A 22,729-nucleotide genomic window follows, 5' to 3' on the forward strand; every position below is an offset into this window, starting at 1 on the left:
ATCTTAAAAATGACAGAAAACCAAAAAAAACATTTAAAAATCGGCGGTGGAGTTGTAATTGGTGGCATTGTCATATACTACCTCTTTTTTTCTGCTTCTTCTGCAGGTAGTGGTGGTTCGGCAGAAGACCCAACCGGTAATGGCGGGGTCACTAATCCTGGTAACCTCTATGTCTTTGATGCAAAGAAAGTAGCTGACGAACTGTATGACGCGATGAAAATTAGCGGTTATGCTTCTTTTATCAATCCAAATGAACGCGAGCGAATTTTTAAAGCGCTTGAAAGGGTTAACCCAACACAGTTTGGCCAAGTGGTGCAAAAATTTGCACTTAGATCGTACAACAAAACTTTTGGCAATCAGATAAACTACTTACCGTTTACATCGCTTCCATTAGAACCGTTGAAGGTGTGGTTAAAAACAGAACTAACCGAAGACGATTACAACCTTTTAAAATTAAAATATCCAAACCACTTATAAACATGAGAGAGAAAGAAATTTATTTAACATTAGGAGGGCTTAGTGTAATTGGCTTGGGGTATTATTGGTACACGACCACCAAAAAACCGCAAACCGAAGTTGTAGAAAATCCACCGGGAACAACTCCCACAACTCCCACACCGGTAGTAACGCTTGATTATAATAAATTATTGAAAAAAGGAGTTTCCGGAAATGAGGTTAAAGAGTTGCAGAAAAGACTGGGTTCAATTACGGCCGACGGAATTTTCGGAAGCAATACAGAAAACAGGCTAAAAGTGGTTAAAGGAGTTACGCAAATCACGCTAAACCAATATAATGCGGTTCCAACTATCACCACTCCTACAAACAATGCAACAGCGTTGCCAAACGGAACAAATGTTATTTCAATGAATCGTGCAGGTACCCCGATAACCATTGCATCCGTGCGGGATGACGGGTATTTCTACGATACCGGAAATTATTTTACAACTGTTCCTTATGGCTCTAAAATCGGGACAATTGTTTCGAAAGTTCCCTCAGGCACATTTTACGTTGTAAAATACACACCTGCCCTTGGCGATAAAATAAATGTTTTTGTTAAAGCAGCCGACGTGGCAAAAATGTAAGATATGGTAGTGTATGGAAACGTCATCCTTGTTGATGACAACAAATCCGTTTACGATGCCGATGTGACCGTTAAGGCCACCGGACAAACCACAAAAACGGATATAAACGGTAATTTCTCGATTTCCGTTCCGAACGCAAACAGTATGTTGTCGATTTCCTTTGCCAACATCACTTTGCCAAAAGAGGTGAAAGCTGGAGATGTAACCGGGTCACCAGTTTATCTGCAGTTAGACCCGTCAATCAACGGAACTCAAATCAATATAAAACCGGTAAAGGATTACAAAATGGTTTTTGTTGGCCTGACGATCGTAGGGGTTTTGGCGACAACGGCATTAATTCTAACTGCGACAAACAGCCAGGACAAAAAAGAAGAAAAAATAAAAGAAGTAGAAGCGTAAATGGCAAAGAGTTATTTAAATCAGGCAGGTATGCCACTGGGGTTAAAAAATAATAATCCTGGTAATTTACGATTAACATCGGTTGCCTGGGATGGCAAAATTCCAAACCATTTAAATAATGGTGCAGGCTTTGAACAATTCTATGAATTGAGGTTTGGTGTTCGGGCGCTAATGCGACAGCTAATAACAGACATGAAACGAGGTTTGACAACGGTTGAATTAATCATCAACAAGTTTTCCCCACCACATGAAAATAATACTGCAGCTTATATAAAAACTGTTTCAAAAATGACAGGTTTTGGGGCTTCCCAACCAATTACGGTATTAAACAAGTCGACGTTGCTTAGCCTATGCAAAGCAATTGTTAGCGTTGAAATTGGCAGTAATTACGCAAATTATGTGACTGCACAGGATTATGAAGACGCATTCTCTATTCTTGGAGTTAGTTTGGCTAATATCCAATTACCCGCGCCAAAAAAAAAAATATAATCATTCCACTTTTACTGGTTACGGCAATCGGAATAACTACTTATAAATTAATTAATCTAAACTTAGATGATAGGAGTAACAATACCTGAGGAAACCGGAGCAGGTGAATTTCAGAAACCACGAGAAATAGCAATCGGAATCGCTGCGATGCAGCGCGGCCGGCGAACTTCTCCGCAGGATTTGTTAAACCGGTTGGCATTAGAAGTTAAGCCGGACGATATCATTATTTTAAACTGCTTAATCAGATATGCAAACGAAAATGATTCCGGATATCGTGTAGTGACAGAAAGCCGATTCCTTGACCTTGACCCTGGCTTTTATCCTTTTGTTGGTGAAGAGGTGAACTGGAATGATTTACCGTTAAATTATCGCGGAGAAGATAATTTAAATAATTATGAAGCAGAGAATGTAATCTTCTTTAATTTAGGTGAGGTAAACGAAGATATTTACGTTTATTTCCGTGATTCTCCAACCCCTTATGACTTCACAGACACGTCACTGATTTACCTGATAAGAGTACGATCATTCGGAATTGACTATTTGTACATGTACGGCGGTTTGCCTGTACTTATCGGTATTGACTGGGAGCCGTTGGCGCTTGACGATTTACAGTTGATTTCCTGTTCTAACCGTCCGGATGTCCTTTTTCCAAATTACGCCGGATTGCCGGTTTTTACAGATAATGTTGAAGCGGTTACTATTGGCGGTCTGTTCGATGGCGACTTGTATAAAATCAATGAATCCGGCACGTATCACCTTGCAGTTGCCAAAGCTGTAATTAAGTCATCTCGTTTGGTTTGTGAATTTTCCCCTTCCGGACCGGCGATGAGTTCTCGCGTGAGTTTTGAAAATTTCCTAAACCGTAAATTTTCAGCAAACGTAAAATGGGGCGACGGCGTGGAAACGAATGTAAATGAGCAAACATACATAAGCGCAAGCCATACGTATAGCTTAGAAAATACATTCACAGCGAATTTTGAAATAATCAAGTCTGATTTAATCAACAATATCACTTGCGCGATTGAGGGCAAAGAATCGTCTCAACGGCTAACCTCTGTTTCCGGCTTAAACGAATTTCCGGAGTTACGGGAACTGGTTTTAAATGACAATCTTTTGACGGAAATCGAATATTTATCGCTACCCGCAAAACTGGTAAAAATTGATTTAAAAAATAATTTTTTAAGCGTCAACAGTGTAAACGGCGTTCTTTCAATGCTCGTAGGCTTCGGTCTTACAAACGGTTATGTAGATGTTTCCGGAGAAAATAACGCAACATTAGACGCTGCCGGCGGGGTTTACAAAACGCTTCTTATCGGCAACGGATGGACAGTCATTGCCAACGAATAAAAAAAACAACCAAAACCAAACTATCATTTATGCCAATCGAAAACATATCAATTTTATTGAACTATTTTTTTGGTTCCACTACTGTGGTTTCTATTTACATAGCCTGGAAAAGCCGAAAAGCCAGTATAAGAAAAGCGAATGCTGAAGCACAGAAAGAAGAAATTACGGCAATTAGCATTATGTCTGAGTTATATGACAAGGTTAGTGCGAGCTTGAAAAAAGATTACGAAAGAATGCAAAAGAGAATTGATGAATTAGAAATAAAAGTAAAAGAATATGAAACACGCTGTAAAAACTGCCAAGTTGAAAAGTAAAGAATTTATCATTGGCCTTATTTTTTGGATTGCCGTTTTTTCCGGGTTTGCCATGATGGTAAGCTGTGGTACATCCCGTAAAAAATTCGAAAGTTCAGATACTTTAAAAGTAACAGATACAACCATTTACAAAAAGTCAATTAAGGTAAAAGATACGGTTATTATCGTGCCCGGTGCAAGATTAAAAATAAGTGTTCCGGCATCACAATTAGCAGACGGTAAACCAGTGGAAACGAAAACTGATCGGGGAAGTATTATACTTAAAAAAGACGGGGAAACCATTGAAGCTGTCTGCGTGATTGATGACCTGGTAAAAGTAATTCAGCTTCAAAACACTGTGATAGAAAACTACCAAAAAATATCCGCTGAAAAAGAGAAAATAGAGAAAACAGAAACAAAGGGCGTGCCTTTTTTAACGCAAGTATTTGCTAATATAGGCTATGTGTTGCTTCCAGGGCTTTTGATTTATATAACAATAACATGGATAGCCAGAAAACGAACTATATAAAGCCGCTGCTTATCGGTTGTGCGGCTTTAACAATATTACTCCTTATGACAAAAAAAACATTTGCGGCCATAGTTGCCAATCAGAAATTCAGAGGTTGTGACGCGTTCGGATGTGGCCATTATGCCGCTTCGCGTGACGGCGGTTCCCGGAGCCATAACGGTGTTGATGTAATCACTACACCAGGACAGGCGATAATGTCCCCAATTGCAGGAACGGTTATTCGTTATCCTTTTCCTTACGGAAATGATTTGCGTTGGACGGGTATTTTAATTGAGAATAAAGATTACAGCGTAAAAATGTTTTATCTCACGCCTACGGCCTTGCAAGGAACTAAGGTAACACAAGGTCAGATAATTGGAAAATCGCAGAATATCGCTTCTAAATACGGCTCTGCGATGACAAATCACGTGCATGTTGAAGTAACTGATCGAAAGACAGGGAAACTCGTAAATCCTGCAAACTTATTTTAAAAAATATGAAACTGAAAAATGTATTAATCGTTACCGGACTTACTGTCGTGGGGTTTTCGTTGGTTGGCTGGAATAAAGCAAAAAATCTAGCAAAAGTATTTTCAAAAATGAATATCTATCCGGCTGGTTTCAGAGGTTTGTCAATCGAGAGTGAAAGTATAAAATTCCGTATGGATGTTGGGTTTATTAATCCGACGGATGAAGATTTTAACATAAATGTCTATGCGACTAAATTAAAACGAATAAATATTTTTTACGGTACTAAATACCTGGCTACTGCGTATCCAGATTTAACATCGATTTCCGTTCCGGCCCAAAATGGTTTAGTTATTAACGATATTACTTGCGAGGTTCCAAAAACAGCAATTTTATCAATTATCCCGCATATTTTAAATTTTGCGTTTACAAATATAAGGGTAGAAGCTGTTATCCAGGTATTGGGCGCAGAATATACAATCAGACCACAAAATTAAACTATGAGTGCTACGAAAGAATTTAACGAACTGCACGGAAAAGAAGTTAGCCGGGTTTATTTAAACGGCCTGATTGTCCGGGCAAAAAAAGAACAAGCTGCAGAAGTCGTTACCAGGATTACTGCAGTGTTGAAAAATAATCCGGGAATAGATCGTTTCCGGATGAAAATTTCAAACAAAATTTCACTTGGCCAACCGAACCAAAAAAAAGTTGTAAAACAGCCAAACACCACGCAAATAAAGGCAAAATTGATAAATAAACCAACTGCCGGCACAAGAAAAAAAGCAGTTAAAAAGGCATCTCCAACGGGGTTAAACAAATCATCCCAGACAACGGACAATGCGAATTTGAAAAACCTTGAAAAGTTGGGTTTTGTGGTGGCTTCAAACACGCCTGATGAGCCAGCAGATGTTTTTCTATTGCCAGGAGAAATTGGTAAGTTTTTGCAAAAAATCCAGCCGCATAAAGCCTTAATTATTATCAAAGGAACCAAGCATACAAGTAAATCACAGCTGGCCATGCAAATAGCCAACGCGTTTGCTGAAAGAAAAGAACCGATTGCCTATATAGATTATGAGCAAGGCGGGTTGGAATCAAAAGATACAGTTGACAGTATTAACCGTAATACGAGCGAACTCGGCAGAAAATACATAGCTGTAAAAGGCTACTTAGAAAAGCCAATGGAAGAACTCAAAGAGTTTTGCAAGTATTGCAAAGTCATTGTTGCCGATTCCGTTACTGACCTGGGTATAACGGCCGACCAGTTAAACGAGTTAAGGGTTGGATTTCCCAAAGTAATTTGGGTTTTCATTTCACAAGTTCGTGAAAATGGGGCAATGTATGGTGGTAACAAAATGGCTCACAATCCAACTGTTATAATCGAGTGCCATCCCTCCGAAAATCCAGCTGAGCGATATGCTACCCTTGAAAAAAATAGAGGGAACGATTTGAGTTTAAAATATTCAATGTACACAAAAAAACTAATCCGGGAAGAATCTAAGGTCAATCTTAATCGAACGCTGAGTTTTAAAGTAGCATAATTATGAAAAAAGAAGAAATAATCGATGATATAGCAAGTTCGCCGAATTTTATAATTACGATGCAGGAGCATTCCTGCATAGGTCAAACAGCAACTCACAACATTTATAAAAACACAACTACTGTTTATACTAAGCGTGTTGAAAAAAATAACAAGTGGGGGCTAAAAATATTTAAAGATGAGGCCGGGCATGGCTACATAGTTGAAGAAACAATTACTAAACATAAAAGAACTAATATGACGACACAAAAAAAGAAGAAAAAAACAGTTACGGTTAAACCTATTTCAGGGAAAAAGAAAAAAGCTGCAGGAAAAAAGAAAACAGGATTAAACAAACCAACAGTACCAGGTTTGACAACAGTTTGCGTAAAGGTTGTTAAAGCTGATGGACTAAAAAAAGATGGAACTTTAAAGAAAGGACACCGGTATGTAAAAGGCGGCGGTATCGTTAAAACCGTTGCAAAAAAGAAATAAAAAAAGACATGAAATGGAAAGGACAAAAAAAATCGATTGTTAAGGCAGTTAAGAAATAAATTGTTATAATTGCATAATTGTAAAAAATAATGGAGAAACCTACAAAAAAAGAAATCGAGCAAATATTTTTAAAAGGATTCGGTAAAATAAAAACATTTGTTGTTACCGATTTTGGATTGTCGCCGGAATATATTAAAAATCCAAAAATGACCCAGGCACAACTAAAAAAAGCACCAACCTACACGGTTGAAGCTACTGCTGAAATGCGCGAAAAAGCTATTGAAAACAAAGCAAAGTATGATGCGAATCAGCCGAAAGAAATAAGTATTTTGGAATTTGCAAAAAAAGTAGCCAAAGCCAATAAGGGGAAAATAACACATAAATCAAAGAGCGGAAGCGTGTACCTTTTGATTGCCGGCAAAACTGTTAGGATTTCTAATCATTATATTTTAGATCGTGACGCATTTAATCCAAAAGAAAGGCATGATTACGAAATTGTTAAGAGAGGGTTTGACGAAAACGATTCCCCTTTAATTTCTTTCAAATAAAAAGTACTTCTTTGATTATTTTTATTATTTTTACATTATAAGTGTAATGAGTAGCTTTAGATTGATTTCTTTTTAAAGTAAGACTAAATGTCATAGCTTATAGCTTTTGCCCTGCGTATAACCCGTGGGGCTTTTTAATTTAAAAGTAGATTTTTTAATGTTCCCGGACACAGCTGCAGCCAGGAAAAAACAGTAAAAAAATCTACAAAAGAAATTCCGGAAAAAAATAATGTAGATTTTTACCTCTCAGGATCTCCAGCTGCAGCTGCGCCAGGAATGAAAAAAAATCTACAAATTTGCATTGGCACTTTTTATTTTTTCTGAATAATCTTCGGCAAGAACCGCATCGATGTCGCGTAAATACTTTTCTAAAGCGGTCATGGTGGTATGTCCGGTAATAAGCATTAATTCACTTTTCGCAACAAATGGAGTTGAGTTTATTATGAGTTGGTTGTATAGCTTGGTTATAAATGTATGCCTCCAGCTATACATGCCGTATTCGTCCCCTAATCCAAGTTTGTCTTTTACAATTTTAAAGCGTTTGCCAAATGTTCCACGCCTGTTTGTTTCTTTGGCATCCCAATTTTCGCCATAACCATAAGGCGTGAAAAACCATGCATCTTGGTTTAAGATAGTTAAGTTAGGTAATTCAGAAATTAGAATATCAGGAATTCTTTTTATTGCGATTTCTTTGTTTTTTGTGCTTACATAGATTTTCTTGTCAATGATGTCTATATCTTTAACTTTTAACCTGGCTACTTCAACTGGCCGAAGAAAGTTGTAGCTGACGAATTTTATAAACAACAATAATAATTCATCTGTCTTTTGCATTTCCGATATGATGGCTGTTTCCTGTGTGGTTGTGTAGGTTTTATTTCTTTTCGGTTTTGATTTTAAGACACTGATTTTGGTAATGAAATTTTCAGGGATAATATCGTTATCTTCCAGCACTCCATACAGCTGAGAAATCGCAGCCCTTGTATTGTTTCTATTTTTAGGACTGGTTTTTTTTAGTAATTCATTTAAGAAAGAGGTAACTACCGCTTTAGAAATGGCCGTTATAGGTTCTTTTTCATACCCATTTGTAATAAGCCATTTTTCAAATTGTTTTACGCGAATACGGTAATCCGAATAGCTATTTTCGGATAAGGTATTTTCTTTAATAGGTAATGAAAACTTGACGGCATCGGAAATTGTGTATATTTTATTTGTCGAAATGATTTCAACTAAATCAGAGGAACCAGGTGTTGTTTTTAAAAATGGGTTGTATTGACCGGATTTTAAAACATAAGAAAGGGCTTTTCTTAAAAGGATAATTGCTTCTTCGCGATCTTTAAAAGTAGTGAAACTATTGATTCCTAATTCAACAGTAGGTTGTCGTTCCAGTTTACCTGTTTCCGGATTCCGAAATGAAAAATAGACATACCAACGTTTGGTAAGATCACCACCAGCATTGTAAATTTTTGGTTCGGAATATTGTTTTTTTAATTTGCTCAAATCGTATGCGGAATCGTATGCGGATTTTACAATATCGGAAAGTTTAAACATAAAAAAGCGGCTTTAAATTGCTTTAAAACCGCATAAACATTAGTTTTTTTCCTTGTAGCGAGGACGGGAGTTGAACCCGTGACCTCAGGGTTATGAATCCTGCGCTCTAACCAACTGAGCTACCTCGCCATTTCGTCTTTCGTGTTACATCCTTGAATGCGGGTGCAAATATAAGACTAAATTCGAAGCTTCCAAATATATTTTTAAAAAAAATATTTTTTCTGAAATTCTTTTTTTTTGTATGTATTATTCTATATATTTCCGAAAAATTTAATATATGGAAGGTAAAGTAAAATACGAATTAGAATTTCCTATAATGTCATCCCCCCAGTTATTGTATCAATATATTTCAACGCCTTCCGGTTTGTCAGAATGGTTTGCAGATAATGTAAACTCAAGAGGGGAGTTTTTTACCTTCATTTGGGATGATTCTGAGGAGAAAGCACGGCTGGCTTCAAAAAAGTCAGGTGAGAAAGTGAAGTTCCGCTGGGTTGATGATAATGATAAGGATAGCGAATATTATTTTGAGTTGCGCATATTGGAAGATGAAATTACAAAAGACGTTTCGTTAATGGTTGTTGATTTTGCCGAACATGGCGATTTGCACGAAGCAAAGCTGTTATGGGAAAATCAGATTTCCGATTTAAAACATGTAATCGGTTCTGTGTAGTTTCGGTTTATATAAAGTATATTTGCCCTGAAATAAAATCAGGGCTTTTTTTATGATTAATTATAATGGTTTAATAGTTGAAAATTCGGGGATTCAGATTCAGGAAAACAGAGGTTTTCTGTATGGCGATGCCGTTTTTGAAACGTTGAAAGTATTAGATAATAAAATTCTTTTCCTGGAAGATCATTATTTTCGGTTAATGGCTTCCACAAGAATCCTTCGTATGGATCTTCCGATGAACTTTACGATGGAATATTTTGAAACACAGGTGCTGGAACTTTTGAAGACAAAAGAGCAGGCCGCTTCCTACAGGGTACGTTTTTCTGTATTCCGGGAAAATGGCGGCTTTTACCTGCCTAAAACCAATGAAGTAGCTTTTATCGTTACTGCCGAGCCGCTTGAAAATGCACTGTATGCTTTTGATGCTGCGGCTTATGAAGTAGAATTGTTTAAGGATGCCTATGTGACCAAGCAGTTGTTTTCGACTTTAAAGAGTACGAACAGGATGGTGCAGATAACCGGAAGTATTTTTGCTTATGAAAACGGTTATGAAAACTGTCTGGTGATGAATGATGAGAAAAATGTGGTGGAAGCCCTGCAGGCAAATCTTTTTATGCTGATGGATGGCAAATTAATTACACCACCCATTGCAGACGGATGTTTGAACGGTATCATGCGCAAACAGGTGCTGGCGCTTTCCCGAAAAATGGAAGGACTGGAAGTGGTGGAACAATCTATTTCTCCTTTCGATTTACAGAAGGCAGACGAGTTGTTTCTTACGAATGTGATAAAAGGTGTTCAGCCCATCACGAAATACCGTAAAAAGGACTATAAAACAGGATTTTCAGCAGATTTGGTTAAAAAGCTAAACGCCTTTATCCGTTTGAATTAATTTAATACAGGATTTTCGGGAGCATTGGACCAGATTAAGTAATCGCCTCCCTGCTCCATGATTTTTTCTTTCCAGAAGTGAACAGTGGATTTTCCGATGATTTTATTTTTGTGACTGTTCTCACTCACAATCCAGGAATTTTCTTCAAGTTCGTGTTCCAGCTGATGGATATCCCAACCGGTATAGCCCAGGAAAAAACGGATATTCCCTTTTTTTATCTTTCCGGCGTTGATCAGTTCTTTGGTTAACTCGAAATCGCCGCCCCAATAGATTCCATTGGAAATTTCAATACTGTTGGTAATTAATTCAGGAACGTTGTGGATAAAATACAGGTTGTCCTGCTCAACCGGACCGCCGTTGTAGATCTTAAAATTCGAATGGATTTCAGGGATTAAATCCTGTATGGAATATCCCAGCGGTTTGTTTAAAATAAATCCTACCGAACCGTCACTGTTGTGGTCGGCTAATAATATCACGGATCTGTTAAATGAAAGATCTCCTATAATTGAAGGCTCTGCAATGAGCAGATTTCCTTTTTGAGGCTTAATTGAAATCATTTCCTGAGAGTTTAGAATTAAATTTAACAAAAAAAATAGAATCGGTCAAAAAAAAATCGTTTAATGCATAAAAAAAACCTCTCAACGAGAGGTTTTATTATTTTTGTCTAACAAATTATTATTTGTTTACAGAACCTTCTAATTCAGCACCAGCTTTGAATTTTACAACATTTTTAGCTGCAATTTTGATCGTTTTTCCTGTTTGAGGATTTCTTCCCTCTCTTGCAGCTCTTTTAGAAACTGACCAAGAACCAAAACCTACTAAAGATACTCTTCCACCTTTAGCTAAAGTACCTTCAACATTATTTAAAAAAGACTCTAAAGCTAATTTAGCAGCTGCTTTAGTAATACCTGCGTCTGCAGCGATTGCATCGATTAATTCTGATTTGTTCATAATTCTAGTTATTAATTGTTTGGTTAAAATTAATTAATTGTCTTACAAAATTATGTGGATTTCCCAATTACACAAGTCTTTTGGCTGTTTTTACGGTAAAATGTTGATAACTAAGTACGATTGTTAATAAACTTAGTTGTTTTTCTCAAATTTTTGCAAATATTAGTGTTTACGCCACTTAAGAAGCGATTGCGTTTTCAGAAAAAACAATTCCGTTTAAGAGTTCGGATGTCTTCATTCGCTTCTTTCCGGGAAATTGTAATTGGTGAATCTGAACGTAACCGTTTTGTACAGCGACCTTTAAATCTTTTTTTGTTGCCAGAATCTTTCCGGCAGCAAAATCATGGTTTGCGGCTTCAAAAGAAGTCTCATAAAGCTTCACGTTCCATTCCTGTTCTTTGTCGTTTATAAAACACCAGGCAGCCGGGTAGGGACTTAAACCTCTTACCAGGTTGTGAATTTCTTCTCCTTTTTTGCTCCAGTCTACTTTGCAGTTTTCTTTATTGAGTTTATAAGCGGTTTTAATGTCGCTGCTTTCGGCCTGTATGGTTGTGGTAACGTCGCCTTTTTCAATTTGCTGTAAAGTCCTGATCACGGTGTCGCTTCCCAGGTGCATCAGCCTGTCGTGCAGTTCGCCGGCAGTTTCATTGGATTCAATTTCGGTTTCGGAACTTAAAATCATAGCACCGGTATCGATTTTATCATCAATGAAAAAAGTAGTCACTCCGGTTTTGGTTTCACCGTTAATGATTGCCCAGTTAATCGGGGCAGCACCACGGTATTCCGGCAGCAGGGAGGCATGAAGGTTAAAAGTGCCCAGGTCTGGCATTTTCCAGACTGCTTCCGGCAGCATCCGGAAAGCCACCACGATCTGCAGATTGGCATTCAGACTTTTTAATTCGCTTAAAAAAGACGGGTCCTTTAAATTTGTCGGCTGCAGTATCGGAAGGTTTTTTGCTAATGCATATTCCTTTACGGCAGAATATTTTAATTTTTGCCCGCGTCCGGCAGGTTTGTCCGGAGCTGTGATTACAGCGGCAATTTCATAATTGTTTTGATATATAGTGTCCAGAATTCCGACTGCAAAATCGGGAGTTCCCATAAAAACGATTCGTAGCGTATTCATTATTTTAAAAGGTATTGATTTTTAGTGTTTAGGGTAATGCTGTTGTATTCCAGCAGCAGCTGAATTGCAAATATAGTTTCCTCCGGCGTTAAATTAAGCCTGTTTTCAATTTCTCTTGACGTTAGCGGACTATTTTTTAAAAGCGCCACGATCTCCTTTGCGGTGGCTACAGGATCGGACGGAGCTTTCTTTCTGGTGATGCAAACGGAGCAGCTGCCGCAATCGGTAGTGTTTTGCTCGCCGAAATAGTTTAAAATAAAACGGCTCTTGCATAGTTTTTTATCGGTCATATAGGCAACAACCGCTTCAAATTGGGCAATTTTCAGGTCGTTTTGCTTTTCTAAAAACTTGGAAAGCCTGTTAATGGTAAGGCTGTCTTCCCGTACTTCGTTAAAAGTGAGCTGGCTGTCGTTTGCCTGGCTGTTAAAGCTTATGATTTCTTTTTCGTGTAAACGCTTTAAAATCTGAAAAACGGTATCTTCAGAGGTGCCTGCCTTACGGGCGATCAAACTGCTGTTAATAGGGGTTTCCATGTCGTAAACACCCGGATAATTCCGCAAAACAGCAACAATAACCGCTTCGTCTGCACTGTTCAGGCTGATGTACCGGATGATCTCCTTGCTGGGTAACAGGAACTGGATGGTCACTTTTTCGGAGAAAGTCGCCGATAAGGTAATCACGCCCTGGCGGTCTAAAAACTGTAGGGCATTAAAGGTTTTTAAAACCGGGAATTTATAATGCAGGCAAAAATGATTCAGATTGAACGAAAAGGAATCGTTAAAGCCTTCGCCGTATGCAATCTGGAAATAATTGTTAAGCTTGATATAGACTTCCTTTAAAAAAGTTTTGTCTGGCAGTACTTCTATAAACTGATTTTTGGTGGTGCCGATGTCGGAAGGTGCGATCAGGGTAACCGCAAACGCTTTTTCACCGTTTCTTCCGGCTCTTCCGGCCTCCTGGTAATAATTTTCAAGATTTTCGGGCAGCTGAACGTGGATTACCGTTTTAACGTTGGGTTTGTCAATGCCCATTCCGAAAGCATTGGTGGCAATAATTACCTGTGCGCTTTCTTCCATCCAGAGCTGCATTTGCCGTTCCTTGTCCTTGGTAGATAATCCGCCGTGATAAAAAGCGGTGCGGAATCCCAGCGAGGTGAGCTGTGCGGCTATATCGTGGCAGGATTTCCTGTTGCGGACGTAAATAATGGAAGGCCCCGGATTTTTGGTCAGCATCTGGGTTATCCGGTGTAATTTGTCTTCGGCCTCAAAGACCATATAGGCGATATTTTCCCGGGCAAAGGATTTTTTAAAAAGAACGGGATTGTCCAGGAGCAGTTCTTTACAGATGTCTTCCTGTACGCGTTCGGTTGCCGATGCGGTCAGTGCCAGGAAAGGAACTTTTGGGGAAAAACTTTTTAAAGTTGCAATTTTAAGATAGGCCGGGCGAAAATCATGTCCCCATTGGGAAACACAATGCGCTTCGTCAATGGCAATCAGGTTGACCGGCAGTCCTTTGATTCTTTCGATAATCCAGTCCGACTGTAGTCGTTCCGGAGAAACATACAGGAATTTGTAGTTTCCAAACTGGCAGTTGTCTAACAGGTCGATAATTTCATCGGACGAAATTCCGCCGGTTAGGGCAATTGCTTTAATGTTTCTTTTTTGCAGGTTTTGCACCTGATCTTTCATCAGGGCTACTAAAGGGGAAATAACAAGGCAGATACCCGGCAGCATAACGCCCGGAACCTGAAAGCAAATCGATTTTCCGCCTCCGGTTGGCAATAGTGCAAACGTATCTTTTCCGTCAAGGACAGACTGAATAATCATGTCCTGAGGATCCCGAAAACTGTCGTACTTCCAATATTTTTGAAGAGTTTTTAGAGCTTCAGACATCAAATAAATGTTAGGAGTCCTGCCGCGTCAATACCGGAAAGTATTGCCGTGCCTGATTCGTAATTATTTTGAAAGTTTGTCTAATATAAAAAGAATTCTGCTATCTACAGTGTCTTTTGGTACTTCGATTAGATTGTAGCCGTATTTTTCATAGGTTTCTACAAGGTGTTCGTGAATTAAAACAGCCTGTTCGTAGTTTTCATAGCGCGCATCGTCGCTGATGTAAATGTCTTCCCAGGGTGGAAGAATGAAAATTTTGGAATATTTGTGTTCTTTGCAGGCGTTGTCGAAAAAAGCGGGATAAGCATCGCCAATATAGTGCATATAAGCCAGTACATCGGGAATACCGCGGTCTAAAAAAACAATTTCAGCCGCTTCATTGGTTGCACTGACAAATTGTTTTTTTCTTCCTTCCAGCAGTAATTCACTGAAAAGCAGCGGTCTTTCCAGGAAGAGTTGTTCAATTCCCTGTTTACGGGCCTCCAAAGTTACCTCACGGGAAATTTCAGGATAACAAGTATATCCTCTATCCGTTAAACCATCAATAAGTGTGGTTTTCCCCGAACCCGGTCCTCCAATTATAACAACAATTTCCTTATTCACTTTTTAAAAATAAGGCGCAAATTTACATTTTTTTGTTTAATCAAAAGAATAGTTTTTAATTTATAATTTCAGAGTTATCGGATTTATCCTGTTTGATGCTTCATAATTCATAACTCTAATGTATATTTGCTTTTATTTTGTATGAAGATGGATAAGAAAACAGAAGAATTTTACCACAGACTTAAAGAAGAATTAACCAATTCAACACTTTGGCCTTCAGAATATTTGTTTAAATTTATTGTCCCTACCGATACTGAAAAAGTGGCGATAATAGAGAAATCTTTCGACGGAGTAGGAGCCGTTATACAAACGAGTCAATCCAAAACGGGAAAATATACCAGTGTGTCCATTAATGTTACAATGAACAGCGCACAAAGTGTGATTGATAAGTATCTTGAACTATCAAAAATTGAAGGAATTATTTCTTTATAAATTCAAAAAAGAATGAAGTACAGCCCAGAAGAAGCTATTGGTTTTCTTGAATACAATGCCGAGCGCCCGCATTTGATTATTCCGGAATACGGACGTCATTTGCAGAAACTGATCAACCAGGCAACGGTAATTGAAGACAGGGACGAACGAAACAAAGCGGCAAAATATATCATTACGGTAATGGGAAGTTTGAACCCGCACCTGAGAGATGTGCCGGATTTCCAGCATAAATTATGGGATCAGCTTTTTATAATGTCCGATTTTACACTGGATGTAGATTCGCCGTATCCGATTCCGAATAAAGAAGTATTGAATCAGAAGCCGGACAGATTAGCCTATCCTCAGAATTTCCCGAAATATCGTTTCTACGGAAATAATATCAAGTACATGATTGACGTTGCTAATAAATGGGAAGAAGGAGAGCTGAAAAACGCTTTGATTATGGTTATTGCCAACCACATGAAAAAGTCCTACCTGAGCTGGAATAAGGATAGTGTGAAGGATGAAGTTATTTTTGAACACCTGTATGAACTGTCCGGAGGTAAAATTAACCTGCTGAAAACAGATGAGGAGCTTTCAAATACAACCGATCTAATGCGGGTGAACAAAAAGCAGTCCAACAAAACACAATTTGGCAGCAAACAAAAGAATGGCGGAAATGCGAACAGCAATAAAAATTTCACCAATCAGAAAAATAGTAACAACAATAACAATAAAAATAATAACCGAAAAGCGTAATTTTCTTTTACCATATGGGAACATTCAAAATTGAAGGAGGTATAAAATTAAAAGGAGAAATAACCCCTCAGGGAGCAAAAAATGAAGCATTACAAATTTTGTGTGCGGTGTTGCTTACACCTGAAAAAGTAACGATTTCTAATATCCCCGATATTATCGACGTTAACAAACTGATTACGTTATTAGGGAATTTAGGTGTTAAGATTCAGAAAATAGGGCCGAATGCCTATACTTTTCAGGCAGATGACGTTAATTTAAACTATCTGGAATCAGTTGCTTTTAAAGATGAAGGAAGAGCATTAAGAGGATCTATCATGATTGTCGGGCCGTTATTGGCACGTTTTGGTAGAGGATATATTCCGAAACCGGGAGGTGATAAAATCGGACGCCGTCGTTTGGATACCCACTTTGAAGGATTCATCAATTTAGGAGCAAAATTCCGATACAATAAAGAAGACCATTTCTATGGCGTGGAAGCCGAAAGACTAAAAGGAGCCTACATGCTTCTGGATGAGGCTTCGGTAACCGGGACGGCAAATATTGTTATGGCCGCAGTTTTGGCAGAAGGAAAAACAACCATTTATAACGCAGCCTGCGAACCATATTTACAACAGTTGTGTAAAATGCTGAACGCTATGGGCGCCAAGATTCACGGTGTAGGATCTAACTTATTGGAAATTGAAGGTGTTGAAGCACTTGGCGGCTGTGAGCACAGAATCCTTCCGGATATGATCGAGATCGGTTCCTGGATTGGTCTGGCAGCGATGACCCAAAGTGAGATTACGATTAAAAACGTTAGCTGGGATAATTTAGGAGTGATTCCGGGTACTTTCCGTAAATTAGGAATTACGCTGGAACGAAGAGGTGACGATATTCACATACCGGCTCACGTTGACGGATATGAAATTAAAACGGATATTGACGGTTCAATATTAACTATTGCCGATGCACCATGGCCTGGATTTACACCGGATTTATTAAGTATCATCCTTGTTGTGGCAACACAGGCAAAAGGAGAAGTGCTGATTCATCAGAAAATGTTTGAAAGCCGTTTGTTCTTCGTGGATAAACTGATCGATATGGGAGCGAAAATTATTCTTTGTGACCCGCACCGAGCGACTATTATCGGACATGATTTCAAATCGCAGTTAAAAGCGACCATAATGTCTTCTCCTGATATCCGTGCCGGAATTTCCCTTTTAATTGCAGCCTTATCGGCAAAAGGAACCAGTACGATCCAGAACATTGAACAAATTGACCGCGGTTACGAAAAAATCGACGAGCGTTTAAGAGCGATCGGAGCCAAAATAGTACGCGTTTAATATTTAGATAAGAATAATATTGAAGAGCTGAGTTCTGTTAGAATTTAGCTCTTTTCTTTTTAAAACCATGGAAGTAACGACCTTACTATTTCTTTGCCTGGCGGCTTTTGCCGCAGGGTTTATCGATGCCATTATTGGCGGCGGCGGTTTGATACAAACACCTATAGCGCTGGTTTTATTGCCCAATTATGCCGTGTCGTCGGTGATAGGGACGTTAAAGATCCCGGCTTTCAGCGGCACCAGTTTTGCGGCCTATCAGTACCTGAAAAAAGTCACGATGAACTGGCGATTATTGCTGTTAATGGCTGGCCTGGCATTTTTAGCGGCTTTTGCGGGTTCTACCCTGTTAACGATGGTGAGCAATGATTTTATGAAACCGCTATTGTTGGCTGTACTTGTTTTTCTGGCGATTTATACGTTCCTGAAAAAGGATTTCGGACAGCGGCAGGAAAAGACACTCAGTTACAAACGTCAGGTAATTTATGCCGCACTAATAAGTGTGGTTGTGGGATTCTATGACGGATTTATTGGCCCGGGAACCGGAAGCTTTTTTGTGGTAGCCTTTATTTCCCTATTGGGATTTGATTTTTTACACGCTTCCGCAAATGCTAAAATGGTAAACCTGGCAACAAATTTCGGATCGATCTGCCTGTTTCTGCTGAAAGGAAAGATAATCTGGATGGTTGCCCTGCCAATGGCTGCCTGTAACGCTTTGGGCGGTTGGGTTGGTGCTAAACTGGCGATCAATAAAGGAAATGGTTTTATCCGGATTTTCTTTTTAATAGTCGTGATCGGAACCCTGATCCGTTTTGGATATGATGTTTTTATTAAAAAATAGCAAAATAAAAAAGCCGGATAAGAGATTATCCGGCTTTTGATTTTTAGTCAATAATATTAAGGAATTTTAATCCGAAAACGATACCGTCTGTCTGGAATCCGTTTTGATAAGAACGGACGTAATCCACGCGAAGCATACGGAATTTGCCCCATCCTATATTGTCAAATCCGGCCGTGAATTCCTGGTAAGGTTTTGTTGTTGGTGTATTGATCTGGTGGAAACCAACAATCAGGTTCCATTGCAGTTTGTTTAACAACGGGATTTTATTCATGATATAGCCGTTGAAATTATGCTCGATATGTGTTTCCAGATAAGCATCGTTAGTACTGTTTGAGTAATAAGGAAGCAGGTTAAAAACATTCAGGTAACGGTCTGTGGTCCCGATGTGGGTCTGGTTGCCGTTAAAATGTTTGTAATCGATAAATGAAATATTATCGGCATTGAAAAATTTACCGGCTTTTAAGCGTATTCCCAGATCACCTTTGTTTCCTAATGTTTTGCCATAATTAACGGCACCGGATAGCAAATCATAATTATAGTTGTCGGCACTGCCGGCAAATGCTTTTTCATACGTTAGCAACAGGGACGGATATTTATCATTCGGGATGTTTATCTTTCTGTCCGGTCTGGTGATGTATTTTTGTCCGAAGCGGATTCGGGTGGATAAGGAAGCTTTTACAAGATTATGCTTTTCAAACGGAGCAACCGTATTGTCTTCCGGTAGTAACGGATTGTTGGACGTGTAGTCTTTATCCCGTTTGAGCAATACATAATCGGTATTGTTGAACAGTGGTTTTCGGGCGGAATACTCTACTTTACCGGTAAGTGTTACACCGTTAACAACCTCCTGACCGTAGCTTATGCGGATCGCTTCTTTGTTGTAGTATTTTGCAAAGTTGTTTTTGAAAAATAAAGTGGTCACAGAGTTGAGCAGGTTGCTGATAGGGTTTTCCGGGTTGAACTGTTCGATACTGCTTCCGCCGCTAATGTCCAGTACAGCATAGTTCGTGGCATTAAAATGGTGGGTGAAAGAACCGGTTATACGCAAACGGTCTTCTGCAAAGCCATAGTTCAGTTTGGTGCCAATGTAGGTTGATTTTCCTGTTTCCTGATCCCATTTGCGATAGGAAAAGCCGGAACCAAGATTCCATCCCTGAACTGTATTAAAACCTAATGAGGTAATGTCTAAAATACCATCGTAGTTGTAGGTTTCTTTTTTAAAGGAATTGCGGTGTGTATAGCCCAGAAGAATGTCTGACGGACGGAATTTATTTTTCTTGGCATCAATAGAATCCAGGTATACTTTTGATGTTCTTAAGGTTTGAATACTGTCTTTCTTTTTATAGTCGGTAACCTCTTCTTCGGTTAATGGAACCGGACGGAAAGTATTCCAGTAGTCATTGTCTTTTTTATTCGCTTCTTTTTGAATCGTTACGATTTCGTTAGAAAACGTTTTTTTCTCAAATTGGTCTTTAAAGATATAGTTGCTGAAGACATGGGTGAACTTTCCGGTGAATTTCACACCAAAAAAGCCGGCACTGAAATCCATGGTCTGTATGTTTTTTGCCCAGATGGCAGAATGGGTATTGTAGGTAAAACTCTGTGTCAGTTTCATGGTTTCGATAACCGGTTGCTGCATTCTGTAGCCTTTGATGTCAAAATCTACCGCATAAATGGCCCAGCTGTCTTCTACAATATAAATGTATCCTTCAAAAACAGGTTCTTTATCCCTTTTTGGAGTAACCTTGATTTTGTTGATCAGGTGGTTGTAATTGTCAAAGAAAGTACTTTCCAGTGTGTACTTATAATAGTTTAAGGCGTTATTGGCTATAGGGGAAACCATGTTAATGCCGAGGCTCACATAGTTTTCGTAAAAATCATAATGCGTACCGCGGGCGGTATTATAACTGAAACCGTTGTCGTTTCCGCTTATTTTGGAAGCGATGATCTCTTCCCGAAGCTTGTTGGGTTTTTCGAAAGCTACTTTGGAAACCGTTTCCGAAAGGTAGATAATACCGGTTCCGGTGGAATCGACCGAACCGTTAAAGTCGCCTACTTCCTGTCCGAGAATTTTTTTAGGCATGTCCTTAACGCGAAAAATACCGCGGGAATAAAAATCGGCTTCAAACTTATCCGTTTTGGCCATATTCTTTTTTCTGCTGGCTATCGCATTCCGGATTATCGGATAAGCCGGATTCTCCTTATTATTAATGACTATTTCGTTAAGCGTGAAATTTTCATCTTCAAGGGCAATGTTTTCCAGGGTGTATGGGAAATCGGAAACGGTAACGGTAGCCTTTTTGGTTTTAAAACCCAGGCACTGAAAGATAATTGTATATTTTCCTTTCTCTTTTACATTCAGTTCATACATCCCGCTGTCGTTCGTTGACGTACCGTTATAGGTGTTTTCAATAAGAACGCTGGCATAAGGCAGGGCCTGTCCGGATGCTGTGGTCACTTTTCCTCTGATTTGTGCTAACAAAACGGTAGAGAATAATAAGGTAAGCAGGGTAATTGTTTTCTTCATGTAATGTAATTTAAGGCTGTTGATAAGGTGTCTTATCTGATAAGACGATTTAAAACAAAAAATGGTTGCATGGCGTTATAAAAAAGATTGAATTGCCAGATCGTAGCTTTTTAAGCCAAACCCGATCAGGATGCCTTTTACATTAGGAGAAATATAGGATTGGTGGCGGAAGCTTTCCCTGGAGAATGTATTGGAAATGTGAACTTCTATAACCGGTGTGGTTACAGCCTTAATCGCATCGCCAATGCCTATGGAAGTGTGCGTATAGGCTCCGGCGTTTAAGATGATACCGTCATAGTCAAATCCTTTTTCCTGAATTTTAGAAATAAGTTCGCCTTCAATGTTGCTCTGGTAGTATTCCAGTGTGATATTCGGGAAGTTTTTTTTCAGGATTTCAAGATAATCTTCAAAAGACTGGGAGCCGTAGATTTCCGGTTCGCGTTTGCCAAGAAGATTCAGGTTAGGGCCGTTGATGATGATGAGTTTCATGGGATACAGTTTTTGTAAAAATACAGAAAAATCCGATTCTGCTGCCTGTCCGGAATAAAAAAGCCATTCCCTGGAGAATGGCTTTACTAACTAACATATGAGTGATGTTAAAATAAATATCCTAAAGAAAACTGAATTGTAGAGTTTTTCACATCAGCATCTTTAGAAACTTCGGTTAGTCCGAGAGCATAACGGCCCTGAACGAATATACTGTTGGTTATTTTATAGCCCAGACCTCCGGCAACAGCAAAGTCAAAGGATTTGGTATCGCTACCGCTGAATTCATTGCGTTTGCTTACTAAAAAGGATGCCTGCGGACCTAATTCAAGACTTAATTTGTTACTGGTTAGATAAAACTTCGCCAGAATGGGGATGGAAATATAACCCAGCTCGCTTTTGATCTGTTCTCCGAGTCCTTTTAGTTCGGCTCCCTGAGTGGAATATAAAAGTTCCGGCTGAATTGAAAAATTTTCCAGAATTTTTACTTCTGCAACCACTCCGGCATGATAGCTGGTTATGGTTTTGAAGTCATAGCCTTCGATGTCACCTCCGGTAAAATTCGAAAAATTTACACCGGCTTTTACTCCAAACTGGAGCAATTGTGCATAAAAAGGAGTGCTAAAAAAGGTGAATAATACTAAAAACAAGAGGTTTTTTTTCATAAAAGTAGATTTTAAGGTTTTTTTAATATTCTTGTAATATATTGCTTATCAAATATATAACGTTTTTTTATGAAAATTAGTATTAAAATTGATTTCTTTTGGACAAATGTCATGATTGCGATATAGTTTTTTTTATACATTTGTCCCGTTAATTTTAATAAACAAAACAATCATGAAAAAGATTATTTTAACAGTAGCAGCAGTATTCGCTTTCGGATTTGCTAATGCACAAGAAGAAGCTAAAGGTGAAGGTTTCTCTAAAGGAGATGTTTTTATTTCTGGTTCAGTAGGAGTTAATTCTGCTAAACAAGGAGATGTTAAAGAAAACGGATTCGACATCAGCCCTAAAGCAGCTTACTTTGTAACTAACAATATTGCAATTGGTGCTAAAATCGGATACGAAACTTTGAAAAAAGAAAATGAAGTTGCTACAACTTTAGATCAAAATACTTTCAAAGTAGGTGTTTTCGGTAGATATTACACTACTCCTGCAACTAAATTCTCTTTATTCGGAGAACTAGGAGCTGAGTACTGGATGGGTAAAGATAAATTAACTGATACAAAAGTTAATACATTCGATATCGGTTTCAGACCAGGTTTAAGCTATTTCGTATCTAACAACTTCGCTTTAGAAGCTACTTTTGGTAACTTATCTTACAACAGTGCTAAAGTTGATGTTGATGGTGCAGAAGCGAAAAACACTTTCGATTTAAACCTTAACTTATCAAGCATTAAGTTTGGTGTAGTTTACAAATTCTAATCTGACTTAGATTTTATAGATTAACCTCCCTTTCGGGAGGTTTTTTTATACTTAAAGAGTTTTTTGGAACTTATTGCCTCCTATTCTGTTGAGAATCAGGAGATTTTTTTTGGAGAGATTTATTTTTTTAACAGT

28 protein-coding genes and 1 tRNA gene are annotated in these 22,729 nt (G+C 38.6%); 19 read left to right on the plus strand and 10 right to left on the minus strand.

The annotated features are described in order from the left end of the window. The first annotated feature begins 9 nt into the window (after nt 1-9). The 12 genes from B3394_RS07725 (at nt 10) to B3394_RS07780 (ending at nt 7,144) form a co-directional block, all read left to right on the plus strand. Nucleotides 10-477, plus strand: coding sequence for a hypothetical protein (locus B3394_RS07725; protein ID WP_286914870.1), 468 nt, complete (start codon nt 10-12; stop codon nt 475-477). Between the two features lie 2 nt (nt 478-479). Beyond that, nucleotides 480-1,082 (plus strand): peptidoglycan-binding domain-containing protein, encoded by a 603-nt coding sequence (locus B3394_RS07730; RefSeq protein WP_286914871.1) that lies wholly within the window; start codon nt 480-482, stop codon nt 1,080-1,082. Nucleotides 1,083-1,085: 3 nt separating this feature from the next. After that, a complete protein-coding gene (locus B3394_RS07735; RefSeq protein ID WP_286914878.1) occupies nt 1,086-1,481 on the plus strand; it encodes a hypothetical protein in 396 nt (131 codons plus the stop codon). After that, nucleotides 1,482-1,970, plus strand: a complete 489-nt coding sequence (locus B3394_RS07740; protein ID WP_286914881.1) for a hypothetical protein — start codon at nt 1,482-1,484, stop codon at nt 1,968-1,970. A 66-nt stretch (nt 1,971-2,036) separates the two neighbouring features. Continuing rightward, nucleotides 2,037-3,317 (plus strand): hypothetical protein, encoded by a 1,281-nt coding sequence (locus B3394_RS07745; protein WP_286914884.1) that lies wholly within the window; start codon nt 2,037-2,039, stop codon nt 3,315-3,317. A gap of 29 nt (nt 3,318-3,346) precedes the next feature. Next, a complete protein-coding gene (locus B3394_RS07750) occupies nt 3,347-3,631 on the plus strand; it encodes a hypothetical protein (protein WP_286914890.1) in 285 nt (94 codons plus the stop codon). Continuing rightward, the gene (locus tag B3394_RS07755) at nt 3,594-4,139 is read left to right on the plus strand and encodes a hypothetical protein (RefSeq protein ID WP_286914893.1); all 546 of its coding nucleotides are present in this window, start codon (nt 3,594-3,596) and stop codon (nt 4,137-4,139) included. Before B3394_RS07750 ends, B3394_RS07755 begins: the two co-directional genes overlap by 38 nt. 44 nt (nt 4,140-4,183) lie before the next feature. Beyond that, the gene (locus B3394_RS07760; protein WP_286914902.1) at nt 4,184-4,609 is read left to right on the plus strand and encodes a M23 family metallopeptidase; all 426 of its coding nucleotides are present in this window, start codon (nt 4,184-4,186) and stop codon (nt 4,607-4,609) included. 5 nt (nt 4,610-4,614) lie between these two features. After that, nucleotides 4,615-5,082: a hypothetical protein gene (locus B3394_RS07765; RefSeq protein WP_286914907.1), complete on the plus strand. Its 468-nt coding sequence runs from the start codon at nt 4,615-4,617 to the stop codon at nt 5,080-5,082. Nucleotides 5,083-5,085: 3 nt separating this feature from the next. Beyond that, nucleotides 5,086-6,123 (plus strand): hypothetical protein, encoded by a 1,038-nt coding sequence (locus tag B3394_RS07770; RefSeq protein ID WP_286914909.1) that lies wholly within the window; start codon nt 5,086-5,088, stop codon nt 6,121-6,123. A gap of 2 nt (nt 6,124-6,125) precedes the next feature. Next, nucleotides 6,126-6,596, plus strand: coding sequence for a hypothetical protein (locus B3394_RS07775; protein ID WP_286914911.1), 471 nt, complete (start codon nt 6,126-6,128; stop codon nt 6,594-6,596). Nucleotides 6,597-6,685: 89 nt separating this feature from the next. Further along, complete coding sequence (locus B3394_RS07780) at nt 6,686-7,144, plus strand: hypothetical protein (RefSeq protein ID WP_286914913.1); 459 nt, start codon at nt 6,686-6,688, stop codon at nt 7,142-7,144. 288 nt (nt 7,145-7,432) lie between these two features. Here B3394_RS07780 and B3394_RS07785 read toward each other — a convergent pair whose 3' ends face one another. Both B3394_RS07785 and B3394_RS07790 read right to left on the minus strand, forming a co-directional pair. After that, a complete protein-coding gene (locus B3394_RS07785; protein ID WP_286914915.1) occupies nt 7,433-8,641 on the minus strand; it encodes a tyrosine-type recombinase/integrase in 1,209 nt (402 codons plus the stop codon). 106 nt (nt 8,642-8,747) lie between these two features. Further along, a tRNA-Met gene (locus B3394_RS07790) sits at nt 8,748-8,821 on the minus strand. Between the two features lie 148 nt (nt 8,822-8,969). Here B3394_RS07790 and B3394_RS07795 point away from each other — a divergent pair. Then, nucleotides 8,970-9,362 (plus strand): START-like domain-containing protein, encoded by a 393-nt coding sequence (locus B3394_RS07795; protein WP_177736033.1) that lies wholly within the window; start codon nt 8,970-8,972, stop codon nt 9,360-9,362. Nucleotides 9,363-9,414: 52 nt separating this feature from the next. Beyond that, nucleotides 9,415-10,254 carry an aminotransferase class IV gene (locus B3394_RS07800; RefSeq protein WP_273243948.1) on the plus strand — a complete coding sequence of 280 codons (840 nt, stop codon included), beginning with the start codon at nt 9,415-9,417 and terminating at the stop codon, nt 10,252-10,254. Here B3394_RS07800 and B3394_RS07805 read toward each other — a convergent pair. The 5 genes from B3394_RS07805 to B3394_RS07825 all read right to left on the minus strand — a co-directional run bounded on the left by B3394_RS07805 (nt 10,251) and on the right by B3394_RS07825 (nt 14,826). After that, nucleotides 10,251-10,811, minus strand: coding sequence for a YqgE/AlgH family protein (locus tag B3394_RS07805; RefSeq protein WP_177736029.1), 561 nt, complete (start codon nt 10,809-10,811; stop codon nt 10,251-10,253). The two genes, B3394_RS07800 and B3394_RS07805, sit on opposite strands and share 4 nt — an antisense overlap. Before the next feature lie 118 nt (nt 10,812-10,929). Further along, nucleotides 10,930-11,205: an HU family DNA-binding protein gene (locus tag B3394_RS07810; protein WP_136402359.1), complete on the minus strand. Its 276-nt coding sequence runs from the start codon at nt 11,203-11,205 to the stop codon at nt 10,930-10,932. A 178-nt stretch (nt 11,206-11,383) separates the two neighbouring features. Next, entirely contained in the window at nt 11,384-12,331 is a 948-nt protein-coding gene (gene fmt, locus B3394_RS07815) for a methionyl-tRNA formyltransferase (protein ID WP_286914922.1), read from the minus strand. After that, nucleotides 12,331-14,223: a RecQ family ATP-dependent DNA helicase gene (locus tag B3394_RS07820; RefSeq protein ID WP_286914924.1), complete on the minus strand. Its 1,893-nt coding sequence runs from the start codon at nt 14,221-14,223 to the stop codon at nt 12,331-12,333. The genes fmt and B3394_RS07820 overlap by 1 nt, the downstream gene beginning before the upstream one ends. 63 nt (nt 14,224-14,286) lie before the next feature. Next, nucleotides 14,287-14,826, minus strand: a complete 540-nt coding sequence (locus B3394_RS07825) for an AAA family ATPase (protein ID WP_177736022.1) — start codon at nt 14,824-14,826, stop codon at nt 14,287-14,289. A 147-nt stretch (nt 14,827-14,973) separates the two neighbouring features. Here B3394_RS07825 and B3394_RS07830 point away from each other — a divergent pair, with 147 nt between their 5' ends. From B3394_RS07830 to B3394_RS07845, 4 genes are all read left to right on the plus strand, one after another. Then, the gene (locus B3394_RS07830; RefSeq protein WP_177736467.1) at nt 14,974-15,258 is read left to right on the plus strand and encodes a DUF493 family protein; all 285 of its coding nucleotides are present in this window, start codon (nt 14,974-14,976) and stop codon (nt 15,256-15,258) included. A gap of 12 nt (nt 15,259-15,270) precedes the next feature. Further along, complete coding sequence (locus B3394_RS07835) at nt 15,271-15,996, plus strand: DUF4290 domain-containing protein (protein ID WP_177736020.1); 726 nt, start codon at nt 15,271-15,273, stop codon at nt 15,994-15,996. 14 nt (nt 15,997-16,010) lie between these two features. After that, nucleotides 16,011-17,318: a UDP-N-acetylglucosamine 1-carboxyvinyltransferase gene (murA, locus tag B3394_RS07840; protein WP_286914927.1), complete on the plus strand. Its 1,308-nt coding sequence runs from the start codon at nt 16,011-16,013 to the stop codon at nt 17,316-17,318. Between the two features lie 67 nt (nt 17,319-17,385). After that, nucleotides 17,386-18,156, plus strand: coding sequence for a sulfite exporter TauE/SafE family protein (locus B3394_RS07845; RefSeq protein ID WP_286914937.1), 771 nt, complete (start codon nt 17,386-17,388; stop codon nt 18,154-18,156). A 43-nt stretch (nt 18,157-18,199) separates the two neighbouring features. On the opposite strand, the gene B3394_RS07850 is transcribed toward B3394_RS07845, so the two are convergent. The 3 genes from B3394_RS07850 to B3394_RS07860 all read right to left on the minus strand — a co-directional run bounded on the left by B3394_RS07850 (nt 18,200) and on the right by B3394_RS07860 (nt 21,834). Then, nucleotides 18,200-20,683 (minus strand): DUF5686 and carboxypeptidase regulatory-like domain-containing protein, encoded by a 2,484-nt coding sequence (locus B3394_RS07850; RefSeq protein WP_286914940.1) that lies wholly within the window; start codon nt 20,681-20,683, stop codon nt 18,200-18,202. Nucleotides 20,684-20,758: 75 nt separating this feature from the next. Further along, entirely contained in the window at nt 20,759-21,172 is a 414-nt protein-coding gene (locus tag B3394_RS07855; protein WP_286914942.1) for a type II 3-dehydroquinate dehydratase, read from the minus strand. A gap of 107 nt (nt 21,173-21,279) precedes the next feature. Then, entirely contained in the window at nt 21,280-21,834 is a 555-nt protein-coding gene (locus tag B3394_RS07860) for a porin family protein (protein ID WP_177736010.1), read from the minus strand. Between the two features lie 172 nt (nt 21,835-22,006). Here B3394_RS07860 and B3394_RS07865 point away from each other — a divergent pair, with 172 nt between their 5' ends. Next, on the plus strand, nt 22,007-22,594 hold the full coding sequence (locus tag B3394_RS07865; RefSeq protein WP_177736008.1) for an outer membrane beta-barrel protein: 588 nt from the start codon (nt 22,007-22,009) through the stop codon (nt 22,592-22,594). The last annotated feature ends 135 nt before the right edge of the window (nt 22,595-22,729 follow it).

The sequence above is a fragment of the Flavobacterium sp. UBA4197 genome (assembly GCF_002379575.1).
GTDB lineage: Bacteria > Bacteroidota > Bacteroidia > Flavobacteriales > Flavobacteriaceae > Flavobacterium > Flavobacterium inviolabile.

What these genes read in the sequence shown, in the direction of transcription:
- B3394_RS07725 (WP_286914870.1), top strand. Translation starts at nt 10, where the DNA reads ATGACAGAAAACCAAAAAAAACATTTAAAAATCGGCGGTGGAGTTGTA.
- B3394_RS07730 (WP_286914871.1), top strand. Translation starts at nt 480, where the DNA reads ATGAGAGAGAAAGAAATTTATTTAACATTAGGAGGGCTTAGTGTAATT.
- B3394_RS07735 (WP_286914878.1), top strand. Translation starts at nt 1,086, where the DNA reads ATGGTAGTGTATGGAAACGTCATCCTTGTTGATGACAACAAATCCGTT.
- B3394_RS07740 (WP_286914881.1), top strand. Translation starts at nt 1,482, where the DNA reads ATGGCAAAGAGTTATTTAAATCAGGCAGGTATGCCACTGGGGTTAAAA.
- B3394_RS07745 (WP_286914884.1), top strand. Translation starts at nt 2,037, where the DNA reads ATGATAGGAGTAACAATACCTGAGGAAACCGGAGCAGGTGAATTTCAG.
- B3394_RS07750 (WP_286914890.1), top strand. Translation starts at nt 3,347, where the DNA reads ATGCCAATCGAAAACATATCAATTTTATTGAACTATTTTTTTGGTTCC.
- B3394_RS07755 (WP_286914893.1), top strand. Translation starts at nt 3,594, where the DNA reads ATGAAACACGCTGTAAAAACTGCCAAGTTGAAAAGTAAAGAATTTATC.
- B3394_RS07760 (WP_286914902.1), top strand. Translation starts at nt 4,184, where the DNA reads ATGACAAAAAAAACATTTGCGGCCATAGTTGCCAATCAGAAATTCAGA.
- B3394_RS07765 (WP_286914907.1), top strand. Translation starts at nt 4,615, where the DNA reads ATGAAACTGAAAAATGTATTAATCGTTACCGGACTTACTGTCGTGGGG.
- B3394_RS07770 (WP_286914909.1), top strand. Translation starts at nt 5,086, where the DNA reads ATGAGTGCTACGAAAGAATTTAACGAACTGCACGGAAAAGAAGTTAGC.
- B3394_RS07775 (WP_286914911.1), top strand. Translation starts at nt 6,126, where the DNA reads ATGAAAAAAGAAGAAATAATCGATGATATAGCAAGTTCGCCGAATTTT.
- B3394_RS07780 (WP_286914913.1), top strand. Translation starts at nt 6,686, where the DNA reads ATGGAGAAACCTACAAAAAAAGAAATCGAGCAAATATTTTTAAAAGGA.
- B3394_RS07795 (WP_177736033.1), top strand. Translation starts at nt 8,970, where the DNA reads ATGGAAGGTAAAGTAAAATACGAATTAGAATTTCCTATAATGTCATCC.
- B3394_RS07800 (WP_273243948.1), top strand. Translation starts at nt 9,415, where the DNA reads ATGATTAATTATAATGGTTTAATAGTTGAAAATTCGGGGATTCAGATT.
- B3394_RS07805 (WP_177736029.1), bottom strand. Translation starts at nt 10,811, where the DNA reads ATGATTTCAATTAAGCCTCAAAAAGGAAATCTGCTCATTGCAGAGCCT.
- B3394_RS07810 (WP_136402359.1), bottom strand. Translation starts at nt 11,205, where the DNA reads ATGAACAAATCAGAATTAATCGATGCAATCGCTGCAGACGCAGGTATT.
- fmt (WP_286914922.1), bottom strand. Translation starts at nt 12,331, where the DNA reads ATGAATACGCTACGAATCGTTTTTATGGGAACTCCCGATTTTGCAGTC.
- B3394_RS07820 (WP_286914924.1), bottom strand. Translation starts at nt 14,223, where the DNA reads ATGTCTGAAGCTCTAAAAACTCTTCAAAAATATTGGAAGTACGACAGT.
- B3394_RS07830 (WP_177736467.1), top strand. Translation starts at nt 14,974, where the DNA reads ATGGATAAGAAAACAGAAGAATTTTACCACAGACTTAAAGAAGAATTA.
- B3394_RS07835 (WP_177736020.1), top strand. Translation starts at nt 15,271, where the DNA reads ATGAAGTACAGCCCAGAAGAAGCTATTGGTTTTCTTGAATACAATGCC.
- murA (WP_286914927.1), top strand. Translation starts at nt 16,011, where the DNA reads ATGGGAACATTCAAAATTGAAGGAGGTATAAAATTAAAAGGAGAAATA.
- B3394_RS07845 (WP_286914937.1), top strand. Translation starts at nt 17,386, where the DNA reads ATGGAAGTAACGACCTTACTATTTCTTTGCCTGGCGGCTTTTGCCGCA.
- B3394_RS07850 (WP_286914940.1), bottom strand. Translation starts at nt 20,683, where the DNA reads ATGAAGAAAACAATTACCCTGCTTACCTTATTATTCTCTACCGTTTTG.
- B3394_RS07855 (WP_286914942.1), bottom strand. Translation starts at nt 21,172, where the DNA reads ATGAAACTCATCATCATCAACGGCCCTAACCTGAATCTTCTTGGCAAA.
- B3394_RS07860 (WP_177736010.1), bottom strand. Translation starts at nt 21,834, where the DNA reads ATGAAAAAAAACCTCTTGTTTTTAGTATTATTCACCTTTTTTAGCACT.
- B3394_RS07865 (WP_177736008.1), top strand. Translation starts at nt 22,007, where the DNA reads ATGAAAAAGATTATTTTAACAGTAGCAGCAGTATTCGCTTTCGGATTT.